The sequence below is a fragment of the Marinobacter sp. NP-4(2019) genome, assembly GCF_003994855.1.
Taxonomy (GTDB): domain Bacteria; phylum Pseudomonadota; class Gammaproteobacteria; order Pseudomonadales; family Oleiphilaceae; genus Marinobacter.
The window spans coordinates 2,449,320-2,465,968 of sequence record NZ_CP034142.1 but is presented as its reverse complement, the minus strand read 5'-3'; the positions used below and the strand labels follow the sequence as shown (position 1 = coordinate 2,465,968).

Annotated in this window: 14 protein-coding genes; 10 read left to right on the top strand and 4 right to left on the bottom strand. The window is 57.1% G+C overall.

Annotation, left to right across the window (positions count from 1 at the left end; genetic code table 11):
* Positions 1-214 precede the first annotated feature (214 nt).
* Positions 215-2,938 carry a LuxR C-terminal-related transcriptional regulator gene (locus EHN06_RS11210; RefSeq protein ID WP_127332660.1) on the bottom strand — a complete coding sequence of 908 codons (2,724 nt, stop codon included), beginning with the start codon at positions 2,936-2,938 and terminating at the stop codon, positions 215-217.
* Between the two features lie 297 nt (positions 2,939-3,235).
* Here EHN06_RS11210 and cysB point away from each other — a divergent pair, with 297 nt between their 5' ends.
* Complete coding sequence (gene cysB, locus EHN06_RS11205) at positions 3,236-4,213, top strand: HTH-type transcriptional regulator CysB (RefSeq protein ID WP_127332659.1); 978 nt, start codon at positions 3,236-3,238, stop codon at positions 4,211-4,213.
* On the opposite strand, the gene EHN06_RS11200 is transcribed toward cysB, so the two are convergent.
* On the bottom strand, positions 4,207-4,935 hold the full coding sequence (locus EHN06_RS11200; protein WP_127332658.1) for a phosphoadenylyl-sulfate reductase: 729 nt from the start codon (positions 4,933-4,935) through the stop codon (positions 4,207-4,209). The genes cysB and EHN06_RS11200 overlap by 7 nt on opposite strands.
* Before the next feature lie 198 nt (positions 4,936-5,133).
* Here EHN06_RS11200 and thrH point away from each other — a divergent pair, with 198 nt between their 5' ends.
* The gene (gene thrH / locus EHN06_RS11195) at positions 5,134-5,748 is read left to right on the top strand and encodes a bifunctional phosphoserine phosphatase/homoserine phosphotransferase ThrH (RefSeq protein ID WP_127332657.1); all 615 of its coding nucleotides are present in this window, start codon (positions 5,134-5,136) and stop codon (positions 5,746-5,748) included.
* Positions 5,749-5,863: 115 nt separating this feature from the next.
* On the opposite strand, the gene pabB is transcribed toward thrH, so the two are convergent.
* Positions 5,864-7,216: an aminodeoxychorismate synthase component I gene (pabB, locus tag EHN06_RS11190; protein WP_416332522.1), complete on the bottom strand. Its 1,353-nt coding sequence runs from the start codon at positions 7,214-7,216 to the stop codon at positions 5,864-5,866.
* 194 nt (positions 7,217-7,410) lie between these two features.
* Here pabB and EHN06_RS11185 point away from each other — a divergent pair, with 194 nt between their 5' ends.
* A complete protein-coding gene (locus EHN06_RS11185; RefSeq protein WP_127332656.1) occupies positions 7,411-8,019 on the top strand; it encodes a hypothetical protein in 609 nt (202 codons plus the stop codon).
* 171 nt (positions 8,020-8,190) lie between these two features.
* Positions 8,191-9,057, top strand: coding sequence for a DUF6160 family protein (locus EHN06_RS11180; RefSeq protein WP_127332655.1), 867 nt, complete (start codon positions 8,191-8,193; stop codon positions 9,055-9,057).
* 124 nt (positions 9,058-9,181) lie between these two features.
* Here EHN06_RS11180 and EHN06_RS11175 read toward each other — a convergent pair whose 3' ends face one another.
* On the bottom strand, positions 9,182-9,811 hold the full coding sequence (locus EHN06_RS11175) for a hypothetical protein (protein ID WP_127332654.1): 630 nt from the start codon (positions 9,809-9,811) through the stop codon (positions 9,182-9,184).
* Between the two features lie 235 nt (positions 9,812-10,046).
* Here EHN06_RS11175 and EHN06_RS11170 point away from each other — a divergent pair, with 235 nt between their 5' ends.
* The 6 genes from EHN06_RS11170 (at position 10,047) to EHN06_RS11145 (ending at position 16,576) form a co-directional block, all read left to right on the top strand.
* On the top strand, positions 10,047-11,072 hold the full coding sequence (locus EHN06_RS11170; protein WP_127332653.1) for a DUF58 domain-containing protein: 1,026 nt from the start codon (positions 10,047-10,049) through the stop codon (positions 11,070-11,072).
* On the top strand, positions 11,072-13,162 hold the full coding sequence (locus EHN06_RS11165; protein WP_127332652.1) for a transglutaminase TgpA family protein: 2,091 nt from the start codon (positions 11,072-11,074) through the stop codon (positions 13,160-13,162). The genes EHN06_RS11170 and EHN06_RS11165 overlap by 1 nt, the downstream gene beginning before the upstream one ends.
* A gap of 17 nt (positions 13,163-13,179) precedes the next feature.
* Complete coding sequence (gene holB, locus EHN06_RS11160; RefSeq protein WP_127334421.1) at positions 13,180-14,190, top strand: DNA polymerase III subunit delta'; 1,011 nt, start codon at positions 13,180-13,182, stop codon at positions 14,188-14,190.
* Between the two features lie 173 nt (positions 14,191-14,363).
* Positions 14,364-14,714 (top strand): PilZ domain-containing protein, encoded by a 351-nt coding sequence (locus tag EHN06_RS11155; RefSeq protein ID WP_127332651.1) that lies wholly within the window; start codon positions 14,364-14,366, stop codon positions 14,712-14,714.
* A 22-nt stretch (positions 14,715-14,736) separates the two neighbouring features.
* Positions 14,737-15,657, top strand: a complete 921-nt coding sequence (locus EHN06_RS11150) for an alpha/beta fold hydrolase (protein ID WP_127332650.1) — start codon at positions 14,737-14,739, stop codon at positions 15,655-15,657.
* A complete protein-coding gene (locus EHN06_RS11145) occupies positions 15,647-16,576 on the top strand; it encodes a DUF4892 domain-containing protein (protein ID WP_127332649.1) in 930 nt (309 codons plus the stop codon). Before EHN06_RS11150 ends, EHN06_RS11145 begins: the two co-directional genes overlap by 11 nt.
* The last annotated feature ends 73 nt before the right edge of the window (positions 16,577-16,649 follow it).

Genomic DNA, 16,649 nt, shown 5'->3' with positions numbered 1-16,649 from the left:
TCAAAAGGGGTTCTGTTGAACCCGGGCGTCGAAACGCGGAACAAGGATTCTGAAGGCCTGAAGTTTCAGAATGCCTGATGAGGACTGACCTCACCTCGGAAATAATCATAGGGGAGTGGGGGGGCGGACGGATCGTCCAAAGGGCGTAGTGGGGCGTAAAAGTGTGCGATAAGTGTGACTTGCGTCACAAAAATTCAGGCCTTCCGGGTCAGGTTCATTCCAGCAACGCCAGTTCCCGTGCTTTTGCCAGGGCTTCAGTACGACGGCTGACGCCCATCTTTCCGTAAAGGTTGCGTATATGCGCCTTGACGGTGGCCGGCGCAACGTTCATCCGGCTGGCAATATCCTTGTTTGCCAGCCCTTCATTAATCAGAACCAGCACCTCCTGCTCCCGCTGACTCAGTGGCTCTGTCAGGGCTTCGCTGGTGTCGGCGTCCCGTCTGTTATAGTTGGCTCTGACCTCGGTTGGCAGCGCGCCCCCCGAACCATCGCCGACAGCGCGGAGCATCGCCAGCAGACTGCTATTCCACCGTGAAGGCGCGCGCAAGGCTGGTAGTGCCATCAATCGCTGGCGTACCCGCGGGCTCTCTTCTGCAAACAGTCTCATGAACCCTGCGTCTGCTGCTTTCTGAGCTGCCCGGGCCAGCATCTGATCGGCTTCCGGAATTTTTCCTTCGGCGTACAGGGCTTCCGAGTAAACCGTGAGTATTTCAACCAGGTGGCGGAAATGCTGGTCTCTTTCAGCACTCAGCCGCAGCGGTGTGAGTATCGCCAGGGCTTCGAGCGGACGGCCGGTCGCCACCATCACCCTGGCGGTACTGATCTGGTTCTGTTCACGGTTCAGGGGGTTGGAAAAGTGCTCATCGGTGACGGATTGAGCCCATTGCTCTGCCTGTTGGAGGCGCCCGGCTGCCAGGTAACATCGGGCCAGCAATGCGGAACAGGCAGGAGGCTCGAAGAGGATATGGTCGCGCCTTCGCCGGGCCACGGTGGCAGCGTCCTCCAGGGCTTCGATGGCCTCTTCAAAACGGCCCTCGCTAAAGGCCAGATGGCCCCGCACGTACTGAATAATGACATGTTGGCCAGGCTCGGTACCATTGGCCACATGTTCCAGCAATGGCGCCAGGTGGGAGGTTGCCAGTTCGGGCTCATTACGTTCCCGGTAGATCTCCGTCAGCGCACTGTTCTGCCAGCAGGAAATCAGTCTGGGTTGTGCCGGATCGGTATAGTGCTGGTCCACCCAGCGCCGCACCGAGGTGCACGTTTCCAGCGCGTCATCGATATCGCCGCGATTGTACTGAATCCACGCCAGTAGGCCGCCACTGGATAGTACGGTATTGGGTTTGCGCTCCAGTTCGCCGTAATGTACGGCGGAACGCAGGGCTTCCCTGGCCGACGGCAGGTCCCCCTTGCCGTAATAGTCCAGGCCAATGCCATAGTAGGTGACGGATTTGAGCGGGATGCGGGTATGGTCGATATCTCTGAGCACCTGACGTGTCAGGTCGCTCGCGCTCTTGTCATCGCTCCTGGTGCGGGCAAGGTAGGAACGGATCAGGGAGATCTCGCTTTGCAGGCCCAGGGCGCCTTCTGCGTCGGGATGGGAGTCCGCGACCTGTTTATCCAGAACGTCTTCCAGATTTGAGAGTAACGGGTCCAGTGTGTCTACCCGGTTGGCAAAGAACAGGGACCAGATCCGCAGCATCTGAAGTTGGGGGTTATCCTCCACGATCTCTGCGGGCAGGGAATCCAGCCAGTTCAGGACCGGGAGATGGTAGCCCCCGTGAATCAGATTGTTGCCGTGCTCGGCGAGAACCGTTGCCAGCCAGGCCCAGTCCTTCTGGCGGACAATCTGGGCAATACCTTCCTGGACGTGGTCATGGCCCAGGAGCCATGACACCGCCCGTTGCCAGTACCGTTCTGTTGTCTTCGGGCTGGAAGCCCAGGCCTTTTGCAGCAGTGCATCGCGGAACAGATCATGATACCGGAACCAATGGTTGCCTGTGTCCAGGGGGATCAGGAACAGGTTCTGCTTCAGCAATTGCTCAAGCATGGGCTGGCTGTTCGATGTGCCCCGTACGGCATCACACAGCGGGGCGCAAAGCTTTGGGCAGCAGGCGGTACTGAGAAGGAAGTCGCGAATAGCTTCGGGTTGTTGTTCAAGAACTTCACTGAGCACATAGTCGTTGATACGACGCTCGTCGACGTCGACCGTGATTGGCAGGGTCGAGTTGGTGGTAGAGCGGTTGACGCCGGAAAGTGCCGATAACTGCATTGCAGCCACCCAGCCTTCGGTTTTGCGGCAGATTTTCTGGATCTCCTGTTCGGAAACCTCCATCTCCATGGTTTCCCGGAAAAAGCGACGGCACTCTTCTTCGGAGAACGCCAACAGGCCCGGGTGAATGTCTCCCACCCATTGGCGAACCCGCCAGCGTGCCAGGGGTAGCGAGGGTTCAGTGCGTGACGCGAGGGTCAGGGTGACGGCTGGCGGCAGATAATCGACAAAGTAGGAAAACTGACGCTGGATGTCGGTATTCCGGATAAGGTGGAAATCATCCAGTACCAGAGACCATTGGGAGCCGTCCTCAGCGAGGGCATTAATGAGGCTGGTAATGGGACCTTCCAACTCCTGGATTGAGCAGTGGCTGAGTTGCTGGCGGCAGGTTTTCAGGCCGGCCATTCCGCTGTGTTCAAACGCGCCCGCTATATATTGCCAGAAACGCCGGGGCTCATCGTCGTGCTCATCAAGGGAGAGCCAGGCGGTTGATGTGCCCTGTTGTGTGCACCACTGGCTGACCAGGGTTGTCTTGCCAAAGCCCGCTGGTGCGATAACCAGATTGAGCCGTTTGGGGGAGCCGGGTTGCAGCAGACGGCACAGCCGCTCCCGCCAGACGGCGCGGGGGGCAGAAGTTGGTCTGAGGAATTTGGTGGTCAGCAGCATCGTATCCCTGAATGCACTCGGAGTATCGATTTCGGATTGTGTGCTTTGTCACACTGAAGTCAAGGGTAGTGTCCCGTCTGATCAACAAAATAACCAGACGGGACACTAGCTGCAAAAACGGCATTAGGAGTACGGCGTTATTCGATTTTTGGTCTAAACTGAGTGGGAGTCACTGTGTATATTAAAAAAGAATGAAAAATGGCATTTTTATGCGTATTCTGTGTTTTGCCAGTGCGGGCTGAAACGCAGAGTTAACGCAGCCCGAGTTTTCCGGGAATTCAGGGAGCAACAGGGTCAATGAAACTACAACAGTTGCGCTATATCTGGGAAGTTGCGCACCATGATCTGAACGTATCAGCCACCGCCCAGAGCCTTTTTACATCGCAGCCCGGTATTTCCAAGCAGATCCGTCTGCTAGAGGATGAGTTGGGCCTTGAGGTGTTTGCACGCAGTGGCAAGCACCTGACGCGGATCACCCCGGGTGGTGAAATCATAATCCGCGAGGCCGGTGAAATACTGCGTAGGGTAGAGGGCATCAAAAAGATTGCCCAGGAATTCAGCAACCAACGCAAGGGCGACCTGAGTATCGCCACCACGCATACCCAGGCGCGCTATGCGCTTCCTCCCGTGATCAGTGGCTTCATCGAGGCCTATCCCGATGTGTCCTTGCACATGCATCAGGGAACACCCATGCAGATTTCGGAGATGGCCGCCAACGGCGCGGTGGATTTTGCCATTGCGACCGAAGCCATGGAGCTGTTTAACGACCTGATCATGATGCCCTGTTACAAGTGGAACCGCAGCGTGATCGTTCCGAAGAATCACCCGTTGGCGAAGCTCCCCGAACTGACCCTGCCAGAATTGGCAGAGTACCCGCTGGTCACCTATGTCTTTGGTTTTACGGGGCGTTCCAAGCTGGACGAGGCGTTCCAGTCCCAGGGGCTAACACCGAAGGTGGTGTTCACCGCGGCAGACGCCGATGTGATCAAGACGTATGTCCGCCTCGGGCTGGGAGTAGGTATCATTGCCAGTATGGCGTTTGATGAGAAGGTCGATACCGATCTGGTGGCCCTGGATGCGCGCAAGTTGTTCCGGCCCAGTGTCACTCGAATCGGATTTCGTAAGGGCACGTTCCTGCGTGGTTATATGTACGAATTTATCCAGCGCTTCGCGCCCCATCTCACCCGTGAAAGGGTGGATGAGGCAGTTGCACATCAGGGCAGCCGGGCGGAAATCGAAGAGCTGTTCAAGGATATCGACCTGCCGACTTACTGATTGTCCTTGGCGATCAGGTTGCCGGCGTGCAGGCCACACTCTTTCTGTGTGGCTTCTTCCCACCACCAGCGACCTTCCCGTTCGTGTTGACCCGGCAGCACCGGGCGGGTGCAGGGTTCACAGCCGATACTGACGTAGCCTCTGTCGTGCAGTTTGTTGTACGGGGCTTCCGTCATGCGGATGTAGTCCCACACTTCCTTGGATGTCCAGTTCGCCAGGGGATTGAATTTTACCAGTTGGTGGTCTTTGGTGGAGAAGGCCTCGTCTATCTGCACCACGGGGACATCGTTGCGGGTGTCCGGGCTCTGGTCCTTGCGCTGCCCGGTAATCCAGGCATCCACGGTCGCCAGCTTGCGGCGTAGCGGGTTGACCTTGCGGATGCCGCAGCACTCCGCATGGCCATCCTCGTAGAAGCTGAACATACCCTTGCGGGTAACCAGATCTTCTACTTCCTTGGCATCCGGGAACATCACTTCAATCTTGATGCCGTAATGCTTGCGCACCCGTTCCAGGAATTCATAGGTTTCGGGGGGCAGGCGAGCGGTATCGAGGGTGAACACCTGAAGGTTATCCGTAAGCTTGTGGGCCATTTCAATCAGGGCCACGTCTTCGGCTCCACTGAAGGAGATGGCAATATTATCAAACTTCGCCAGCGCCGCCTTCAGAATGGCCCGGGGGCTCTGGCCTGCGAGTTCTTGCTGTAACGCGCCAATATCTGTCATGAAAAGCATTGTCCTTCATAAATGTGTGATAAATCTACCATTAAGGGGCGCCGGGCTGAAGGAATGTGGTTGTATATCCTTATAGCGGGCAAGAAGCACGATGCATTCGGCGGCGGATTTTCTTATCATACGGGCCCATTGAAGCCGGAGCCCCCGTATGCTGCCGGAAAAACTGAATATGACTATCAGGAGATCACTGTGGAACTCGCGTGCCTTGACCTCGAAGGAGTACTGATCCCGGAAATCTGGATCGCGTTTGCGGAAAAAACCGGCATTGAGGAACTGAGGGCCACCACCCGTGATATTCCAGATTATGACGTGCTGATGAAGCAGCGCCTGCGCCTGTTGGACGAGCACGGTTATGGCCTGCCGCAGATTCAGGAAGTGATTGGTGAACTGGACCCGCTGCCCGGTGCCAGCGAGTTTCTGGACTGGCTGCGTGAGCGTTTTCAGGTGGTGATCCTGTCCGATACCTTCTACGAATTTGCCATGCCGCTGATGGCCAAGCTGGGCTTCCCGACGCTGTTGTGCCATAAACTCGAAGTGGCGGACAATGGCCAGATCACCGATTACCTGCTACGCCAGCGTGATCCCAAGCGCCAGTCTGTTCGCGCCTTCCAACTGCTGAACTACCGCGTCATTGCGGCCGGCGATTCCTACAATGACACCACCATGCTGAGTCAGGCGGAAGCCGGCATCCTGTTCCACGCTCCGCAGAACGTCATTGAAGAGTTCCCCCAGTTCCCGGCGGTTCATACCTTTGATGATCTGAAGCAGCAATTCCTCAAGGCCAGCGCTGTACACAGCGCCTGAGTTTCCAGTGTCGTTGTTGTGTCGGATTACGCTTCGCTAATCCGACCTACATGCGAAGCATCGGAGCGCCGCAGGTCGGGTTAGCGAAGCGTAACCCGACATCCACTAATCCGACTTACAACACCAACCGCTCCAGAAACTCCATCAGCGGCCGCACCTTGGTCAGCGTCTCCTCATACTCCGCCTGCGGATCGGAGTCGGCAACGATCCCTCCGCCACCCCAGCATCGAATCGTACCCTCGTCATCACAGAGCAGGGTTCGGATCGCGATGTTGCTGTCCAGCACGCCGTTCAGGCCCCAGTAAAACACCGAGCCACAATAGGGCCCGCGCCAGTGGGGTTCCAGCTCGCGGATGATCTCCATGGCCCGTATCTTTGGGGCCCCGGTTATGGAGCCGCCGGGGAAGGCGTCCAGCAGCGCTTTTATCGGTGATACATGATCCTTGAGGGTGGCATGGATATGGCTGACCAGGTGATGGACATTGCGATAGGACTCAAGGGCGAATAACTGGTCCACTGCCACGGTTCCGGTCACCGCGCTGACACCAAGATCGTTCCGTAGCAGATCGACAATCATCAGGTTTTCTGCCCGGTCCTTCTCCGAAGCGCGTAATTCGTCCGCCAGGGCCGCATCCTGGTCGGGAGTTGCACCACGCGGGCGGGTGCCCTTGATCGGGCTGGTGTGAACGGTCTTTCCCCGGATTTCCAGAAAGCGTTCCGGAGAAATCGAGAGAATGGAGTGCCTGCCGGTCCGGATAAATGCGCTGTAAGGCGTGGGGTTGGCGTCAGAAAGCGCCCGGAAGGCCTGCCAGGGATTCCCCGAATAGCCGCCCTTGAACTCCTGGGAGAGATTGGCCTGGTAACAATCGCCCGCCTCAATGTATTGGCGAACAGCCGCTACGCTTGCCACGAATTCGTCCCGGGACTGAGTTGGTGCAAACGGAGTGGGCATGCGCCAGTTATCATCCGGTGACACGGGATCGCTGGCCAGCCAGTTCTGGAGTTTTCCGCGGACTTTGCCCGGGCAGTCGGGGTGGATCCACAGATAGTAGCTGTCGCTTGCACGGTTATGACTGGCGGACCACAGATACAGGCCGGCGTGCATGAGCGGAACGTCTACGCCCGGACATTGGTCAATAAGACGTTTTTCTTTTACGTAGCCCAGCTCATATCCCAGAAAACCAAACCAGCCTCCTGTCAGATGTTCCCCGGACTCAGCCTGGGGAATGCCATAAAACTGAGCCGCTTCTTCCATCTGCCTGGCGAGCTTGCCCAGATCATCCGCCGCGGAGGGACCCGGAGCGATCTCCAGGGATCGCTGGGCACAGGCGGAAAATCCAGCAATGACACCACGAGACTCGCCGGATCCAACGCTGCCGATATAAACGAAGTCGGCTTCCCTGCAGGCATGGTGCAACAGGTGGTTGTACTCTTCGCTGGTAATGGGTCTGGATGCAGGCAGGTTCAAACTAACCCCGTAACAAATGTAGAAGAATGATAATCAGCCCACAAAACGGGCATTGTCGGTTCCGAACGCCCGCTGATCTAATAGAGCGGACATTTCCATTTCTTTGGGCAGCTCCGGACAGGCTGGTTATCCATTTTAACCGACTTCCGGGGGGGCCGTGTGGAAACCGATTGAAAATAATAAGGAAGATGACGATGCCAAGCCTCAATAAATCACTGGTCAACCTGGCGTTGACCGCAACTATACTCATATCCCCGATGGCTTTCTCCCAAGAGAACCAGCTGGCTGTCGAAATTCCAGAGAACAGTGTGCTGTCTGACGGAATGCTGACCAGGGAAGAACTGGCAAGATTCGCCGTTATTGGTCAACAGCAACTGGTAAAGCTCACGGAAAAAGCGACGGAGGAGTACACCAGCGAGTTGATTGATGGCGATACCAATATGCCTGCAGCCTGGATGTTGCTGGATGACGGAGAAACCATCAAGCGAATCAATATTGATGATCAGGCAGAACAGGCGCCCGCCCAGATGAGGATCCTGATGTATCGGGCAGCGCTCAAGTCGATTGCTCGTCGCGGGAAGATCAATGCGGCAGTCATCCTTTATACCGGCAAGGTCAAAGAGGGGGAGGAGGCCGAAGTCTTGGTCATAGAGCATGAACATCGACTGGGCATTTCTGCCAACAAGGTGGTGCCGTTCCGTCTGGACGGTGGGGAAGTGTCGTTCTTACAGGCGGTTACCAGGGAAAAGCCGTTCCAGATGTTTTACGACGATAAGCACGAATCACCAGCTCATCAGGGGTGAAACTGAGAAGTAATGCGCGTTTGTTTCAGGTTGTAAGCGACTCGTAAAGAACTGTGAATGCAGTCACGGACTAGGACTGTAAAACAATCTTAAATGACGTCGTGGGGTAAGGGACTCCACAACAAAAATACAAACTCAGATAACAACAACATGAGTTTATAAGGAGATAATATGAAAGGCCTGAAGAAAATCGCACTCGCAACAGCGGTCGCTGCTGCCCCTTTCGCGGCTCACGCTGACCTGAAGGCAATGGATGACAGTGCAATGGGTAACGTCACCGGTCAGGCCGGTGTGACCATTGAACTGGAAACCAAAGTAAGCATCGGTCAGTTCAAGTACACGGATGAAGGCTCCTTCGCGGTTAACGACATCGTTCTTGGGGGTTCCGGTGTAGCCGGTGGCACGGGCACTGATCTGCTGGACCAACTGAAGATCGATATCGACGTGGCCGATGATGGCGACGCGGTGATCCACGTTGGCACCCTGGATGGCAACCCGATCGACTGGGGTATGACTGTCGGTTCCATGGAACTGCTGGCTGGCAGCACTGGTTCAGACAGTACCACGCTGATTTCCAACATGAGCGGTTACGGTAATCTGGCAAAGCTCGACTTCCGCGTTGATACGGCGACAGATCACCTGAACATCGTTGCTGCCTTCGACGTGCAGGATATGGATTTTGACGTTGAGTTCCTGGGTATCGGTATCCGTGACATGGTGATCACCGGTGCAGGCGGCAACTTTGACTATGACGGCGACGGTTCTGTCATGTCTGCTGACGCTGATGGCGAATTCGGTCTGGATCCGGCATCTCAGGAAGCTCAGGTACTGGCCGGCTTTGCCAACGTAGACCTGGACGTCTACAAAGGTGCTGGTCTGGGTGCTTCCACGGCCACAGACGTGCTGCGTGTCGACGTGAACAACGTCTACATGGACATGTCCATCGGTGCGGTTGAAATTGGCGGTACATCCATCGGTTCCCTCGCCATCGACAACCTGGCGGTTACCGACACCAAGCTGGCTGTTTACGGTCACTAATCTGACCTGACGCAGTAGGTGTTCAATAAACGCTCCGCTTCGGTGGGGCGTTTTTTTGTTATGGAGATAAAAAAACGGCGCTTGCAAAGGCGCCGTTTATGGCAGGTAATCCTGTTATCGGGTGCTACTGATCCGGCACCGCGATCGACAAATCAAAACCACCGCCCGGGCGTGGTGTCAGGCTGATGGGCCCCTCGTTGATCGCCTGAGGCACTTCAATGCGGTCAATACCGGGAGGGTTGCCAATGGAAAAGTTCACGTTCTGGCCGTCGAAGCCGATACCGAGCTGATCGTTCAGGAATGTCTGTGTGAACGGTTCATCCGGAATCTGAGCCTGCTGACCAAAGATGATGGGCGGGATTGTGGGGGTGAAATCCACGCGGGGCTGGGCACGAGCCAGTTCTTCCTGAGGCAGCAGCAGGGCACGGCGAAGAAACTCTTCCGCGGCCTGTTCCAGGGCGTCGGATTTGCCTTCTTCCTGATACCGCTGCAGGGCCTCCCGATAAGCTTCCTCTTCCGCTTCCGTCACCACGGGTTCACCGGGTGAAATGGTCAGGGAGCGTATGATGCGCTGGCGTTCCGCTGCGCTTTTTTGCTGGTCCCTGGGGACGACGATAACGGCGGAGTCTTTCACATAGGTGTCTACCATCTCATCGGATGTCATGGTTTGCACACCCGCCGACAGCGTTGCGCTGAAAACAGCAAGTCCGGTGGCGCCGGCAATGGCAATGGAGAGAGGGGTTGGGCGTGTCATGGTATAGCCCCCTGGCTGTGATCCACAATGTAGGAGGTACGCCTGATAACACTGCAATCAGTTCGCTCCCTTTACAATCAGTATTCGGATTGCCAGACACAAATTCAAGGGATTTATGGCGGGATTGTGACCACTATCGGTGTATTGTCAGTATTGTTATAAATATTCTGGTAAAGATGGTTATATAGGCGGCTGATTTTCCCGGGGGCGCCCTGGGGTTGCTAACAGGACCTTTATGTTTCAGGCACTTCGTTCACGCTGGCGGCGCTGGGTCAATCGCAGGATTCCCCGCACGGATAAACAGGTATTCAGCCAGCGAAATATTTTCATTTTGCCGACCGGCCCGGGCGTGGTGTTTGGCCTGTTGCTGCTGGTAATGCTGATTACCGGCATCAATTATCAAAATAGCCTGATCTACCTGCTGACTTTCATGCTGGGCGCCCTTCTGGTGGCCGCGATGCATCAGACGCACCGTAACCTGGCGGGGCTGGAACTTACCCTTGTTCAGGCCGGTGAGGGGTTTGCCGGTGAGCGGATTCCATTCCGCTTCCGTGCGGTGTCTGGCAAGCACGACGCTGTCGCCATTTCCCTGGCGTGTGATGAGTACGCCCTGAGCCAGCAGCACGTACCGGCGGGGCAGGCTGGTGATCTGGAGCTTTCGGCGGCGAGCCGGGAGAGGGGGTATTTTCGCCCCGATAGGGTCCGGGTCGAGACCCGTTTCCCATTCGGATTACTCAAGGCCTGGTCCTGGATACGGCCGGCATCTTTCGGCATTGTCTACCCGCGCCCCGTGCCGGCACCGGACGCCGCGAGCACGGTGTCTGATGGTGACGATCAGGAATCCTCCCGCTCCGTGGAAGGCAACGACCACGCTGACATGCGGCCCTGGCGGGAAGGGGATCTGGCCCAGCGCGTATTATGGAAACGCTACGCCCGTACCGGCCAGATGGTGATCGCAGACTGGGAAGGTGAACAGGGCAGTCCCCACTGGCTTGATTATCAGGCGTTTCCAGGCGTGGACCAGGAGTTGCGGATCAGCTATCTGACGGCGCTCGTTCTTGAGCGCGGCCGGTCGGGTACGCCGTTTGGCTTGAATCTGCCGGGCCAGGTTATTGAGCCAGATACCGGCCCCGCTCATGTTAGCCGCTGCCTTAAAAGTCTTGCGGTGTTTGGTCTGGAGAAGCCTCGGGATGATTCCCCGAGCATGTTTGGCACAAGGGCCCGCGCAGCAGGATCGACAGCCATCGGGGAGGGCGGTTGATGGCGGCGTTTTCAGGTCATTATGAGGTGTCAGGGGCTGAAACTCCCCCGCTTCCCACCAGGGCCCTACTCTGGGTGATAGCCAGTTTTGCGTTGCTGTTGGCGCCGCAATGGGACCGTTTGCCAGTATGGCTGATCGCCAGCTGCGTTGCTCTGGCGGGCTGGCGTTGGCTGGCTCAGTCCGGTCGTGTCCGTTTACCCGGAAAATGGCTGAGGACCGCGATCATGCTGGGGGTGATCGCTATTTATATCGCCACGGTTCAGGGGCGGTTTACGGTGGATACGGCCGCCTCGTTCTTCGTCCTCGCAGTAGGACTCAAGTGGCTGGAAACCCGTTCCACCCGGGATTTCTATGTGCTGTTCTTTATTCTGGTGTACCTGGCAACCGTCAACTTCCTGTTTCATCAGGAGATCTACTGGACAGTCCTGAATCTGCTGGCGGTCAGTTTATTACTGGTGGGGCTTCAGATTCTGAACGCGCCGGATTTACCAGCATCCATGCGGTCCGGCTGGCGTCGCTTGGGCATGATGCTGTTGAAAACGTTGCCGGTAGTCGTGTTGCTGTTCGTATTCTTTCCGCGAATGGCTCCGCTCTGGAGTGTGCCTTTGGTGTCCGGAGAAGCCCGCTCAGGTATCAGTGACACCATGCGCCCCGGAGATATTTCCAACCTCGCCCAGAGTAGTGATAGAGCTTTCCGCGCAACCTTCGGCGGCGAACTTCCCGCCTATCGGGATCGTTACTGGCGGGGCTTGATACTGGACTATCTGGACGGAGAAACCTGGCGCCAGGGGCAGGGGGAGCCGTTCAGGCGACCGGGACGAGTGTCTCTCGATGGTGGTGTGGGAGACCTGACGTCCGGTCAGTACGATGTATTGATGGAACCCACGGACCAGCGCTGGGCTTTTGTCCTGGAAGGGTCTGTGGCGGTCTCCGACAATGTGGTGCCAACCGACGAGGGGGTGTTCCGGTTTCGTCGCCCGGCCGACACGACGGTGCGCTACCGTATGGAGCTACAGGGCAACGGCCAGCGTGATGCCGTTGCTGAGGATCCCCGACAGCTGCGCCGCTACTTGCAGTTACCACGGAGTGGTAATCCGCGGGCACGGGCTCTGGCAGAACAAATGAAGGCAGACAATCCCGACGCCGCAGGCATGGTTGAGGCATTGATGTCCCGGTTCCGGCAGCAGGCATATTATTACACCCTGCGACCGCCTGCGATGCCGGAAGACGGTATCGATGCCCTGCTGTTTGATGAAAAACGGGGCTTCTGCGCTCATTATGCGGGTGCGACAACGTTCTTGTTGCGGGCCGCCGGCATACCCGCCCGAGTGGTCGTGGGGTATCAGGGAGGCGATCCGGGAGCGGGTGACGAGTATCTCGTGGTGCGCCAATACGACGCCCATGCGTGGGTCGAGGCGTGGCTGGATGGCGAAGGTTGGGTGCGGGTGGATCCAACCGCTGCCATTGCACCTGACCGGATTGAGTCCGGGTTGCGTGACGCTGTGGCCGAGGAAGGCTCGTTTCTGGAGGATGACTGGGCGTCGCCACAACGGTACGGCAATATGGCCATGCTGCAGTGGGCGTCCCTGCAACTGGACCGGATCAACTATCATTGGCAGCGCTGGGTGGTAGGCTACCAGGGGCAGTCCCAGATGGATTTGATGTCCCGTTTGCCCGGTGGGCTTGGATTGAAGGAGCTGGGCTACGCAACGGCGGGCATTGTCGGATTCGCCCTGCTGGTAGCCGGAGGCTTTTCCTCCTGGCAAATACGCCGCTCGTCTCGCGGCGATCCTGCGGGGCGGTTAATCCGGCGTTGGCACAAGCTGTGTCATCGTGCCGGTATTCCGGTGCGTTTTGGCGAGACACCCACGCAACTGGCGGAACGGATTGCCCTGGCCAGACCCGGGGCAGCGGGAACGGCCAGAGTTTTTGCCCGATTGGTAAACAAGCATTACTATGGCAGCGAACCGGAAGAGGGTCAGCGCCGGCTCCGTGAGAAGATGGCGCGCTTGCTGACCACCATGCGTAAACAGATGTCCCGGGATACCTCACAGTCCCGCGAAACCGCCACCAGAAGGGTAACAGGTTGAATCCATCCGAAGTGTCCATGCCCTGGCTTCACGATGCCTGGCAGAGCCTGCAGAAACGTCTTGGTGAAAACCGGCTGCCTCATGCGCTGCTGGTTGCGGGCGAGCGTGGTGTTGGCAAGCGGATGTTTGCCGATGGCGTTGCCGGCTTACTGATCTGTGAGCGGCCTGTCGATGATGGAGATCAGGGGCTCCAGCCTTGTGGCGTCTGCAAGCAGTGTGAATTGGTGGCGGCCGGTACCCATCCGGATATTCGCGTTTACAGCCCGGAAAAGTCGCGGATGATCAAGGTAGATCAGATTCGGGCACTGTCCTCGTTCGCCGTATCGTCTCCGCAGGTCGGGCAACGCAAGGTGGCGATTATTGATCGTGCAGATCAATTGAACATCAACTCCGCCAACGCGTTGCTGAAAACCCTGGAAGAGCCTTCTGATGACGTCGTCCTCATATTGTTGCAGGAAAGCGGGCGCCCGGTTCTGCCGACCATCCGCTCCCGCTGTCAGATACTGTCGATTGCCATTCCGGATGGCGATGCCGCAGCCCGCTGGCTGGCGGCTGAAGTCATGAAACTGGATGAAGCCGATCGCCCCTCCGTGGAGTTGTGCAGCAAAGCACTGGCGTTATCCGGCAACACGCCGAGGCTGGCCTATGAATACCTGACCGGTGATTTCCTGACATTACGGGAGCAGGCCCTGGCGCAATTCCGTCAATTCATGAAAGGTCAGTTAACCGTGGGTGAAGCCGCCAAGCCGTTCAAGGCGCTCGGGCTGGAAGGCGCCCTGGGGCTGTTTGAAGGTTGGGCGGCGGATCTGGCCAGAATTTCCGCGGGGGGTACCCCAAGGGATACGGACGCAGCGGATATGCTGAGCTATCTCGCCAGATCCAACCCACCGTGGCGCGCTCATCAGATCCTGGAGCTGGTTCAGGAGACACGTTCCGCGGCGGTGTACAACGTCAACCCGGAGCTTGAAGCCGGCAGACTGCTGATCGCGTGGCAGGAATTAATGCCCCGTAAACGGGCGCCGGCCTGAACGGAAACCGCGCGGGTCGCAGAGAGAGCGATTTTGGCCAACTGCTGCTATGATTGCGAAATATCAGATAATTTTCAGTCTCAGACTGTAGGTCGGCTTAGCCAACGGCGTAATCCGACGGTGTAATACAACAAAGTACAACGTTTCACAGCCAGTATAGAAAGGTGTTAACTATGGGCCCCGGCTTTGGCGCACGAAGTGGCATTCTGACCCTTACCATCAAGGACAAAGCCGTACTGTATGCGGCGTATATGCCATACATCCGACAGGGTGGGCTGTTCATTCCGACCCAGAAACAGTACCAGCTCGGGGACGAAGTGTTTCTGTTGCTGAACCTGATGGATGAACCCGAGAAAATTCCGGTTGCCGGTAAAGTGATCTGGATTACCCCAAAGGGCGCACAGGGTAACCGAGCCGCTGGCATCGGAGTTCAGTTCAACGGAGATGATGAAACCGCGCGGACCAAGATTGAGTCCTATCTGGCAGGTTCCCTGAATTCCGACCGTCCGACTCACACCATGTAACCCAAGGTGAACTGATCTTTTAATGAATGACATTGTGTTATCCCCGAAAGTGGCCGCCGAAGTGACGCCCGAAGAGGTGACCTGGCCCCTTGAAAACATCGAGTTGGCGGGTCTGCGGTGGTCTGACAAAGAGGCTCAGGGTGATTCCTGTCCGATCCTGATGCTCCACGGCTGGCTGGATAACAGCCTGACATTTGCTCATCTGGCGCCTGAGTTGCCGCGTGGAAGGGACGTGTATGCCGTGGATTTGGCGGGTCACGGGCACTCCGGTCATCGTGCGGAAGGTCAGAGTTACCTGCTGATGGATTATGTAGCCGATCTGGCGGAATTGATCGAACGTTATTTTGATCATGCCCCGGACCACAAGGTGGATCTGATCGGCCACTCCCTGGGCGGAATTGTGTGTGTCCTGTATGCGGCGGCGTTTCCGGAGCATGTCCGGAATCTGGTGATGATTGACAGTATCGGCCCGATCAGCCGGCCACCAGAGGACACCATTCCGCAATTGCGCAGGGCGATCAGGAAGCGCATGACCGGGTCAGGCAAGTCGGTGGTGTACTCCGATCCCCAGACCGCCGCCAAAGCCCGGGAAGGAGGGTTGAGCCCACTATCTCCGGAGGCGGCGATGACTCTCATCCCCCGTAACATGAAAGCGGTCGACAGCGGGTTTGTCTGGCGCACCGATCCGAGACTCCGTCATCCTTCAATGATGATGCTGGAGGAATCGCAGGTGTTGGCGAGCCTTCGGGAAGTCAGGACCCGTACCCTGTTTATCCGTGCCGAGCACGGGCTGTTGTCCTCCAGGAAAGGCTGGGAGCCTCGCCTGGATGCCATTCCCCGGATGGAAACCGTGACGGTACCCGGTGGCCATCACTGCCATTTTGACGGAGACATTGAGCCGGTCAGTCAAGCAATCAGGGAATTTATCAGCCATGAAGCTTAGAGGGCTATTAAGTTGTTTTGTCGTTGGATTTCTTGTCCTGGCTGTCGGTCCCGTTGCCGTCGCGCAAGTAAGTGACGAGCATCTGGCAGAGTTTCCGGAGGCATTTCCACAGTCCTCACTGGAAGAAGAGGTGGCGGTTGCCTCTTCCGGTCACCTGATTCTGTTCAGTCCGGTCAGGGAGATTAACAATCAGATTCGCTCAGAACGAATGGCAAGACTCCCGGTTAGAGGTGCAGGGCGTCTGTACCAGATCAATCGGGATGCCAGTCGTGGTGAGGCACGCGAACACTATGAGAGAATATTACAGGCACGGGGTGCTCAAGTGTTGTTTGAGTGCAGCGGTCGCAGTTGTGGCCGAAGTAATGTCTGGGCGAACCAGATTTTTGATCAGTATACGCTGTATGGGCGCGATGCCGACCAGGATTATCTTGTTGCAGCGGTGACGGGAGAATCCGGCGTGACCTGGCTTACCCTGGTATACACCGTCACCCGTGGTACGCAGCGGGAGTATGTCTGGATTGAACACCTGGAAGCCGGTAGAGGTGCGGCGATTCCCGGCCTGGATTCCATCAACGCCAGGATCAGTGGACCGATCATTGTGCCCTGGCAGGGAGGGGTCACCCATCGTTTTGATTGGAGTGCGACGGACCGCAGAATGCTGAATAACTGGGTGGAGGATGACGGTGCCAAAGTGGTGCTTTCAGGTTTTGCGGCGCTCGGGGAACAGGAGTCCCTGGAAGGCGCCATGGATCGGGCTCGGCAGGCTATGGAGTCGTTATCACAGGTACTCGACAAAAGCGGAATCTCCAGAAGCCGTCAGACGCTGATTACCATTGGGCCGTCTGTTGTCATTCCTTCTCCGGAACGTCAGGGTGATCGTGTCGAAATTGTCGTGATACGAGGTGCACCGGGTGAGTAAACCAACCGATAATCAATCCGACAAGACTGACAACCGGACAGAGAGTGTCGCCACTGTCGTACAGAGGGCTGAT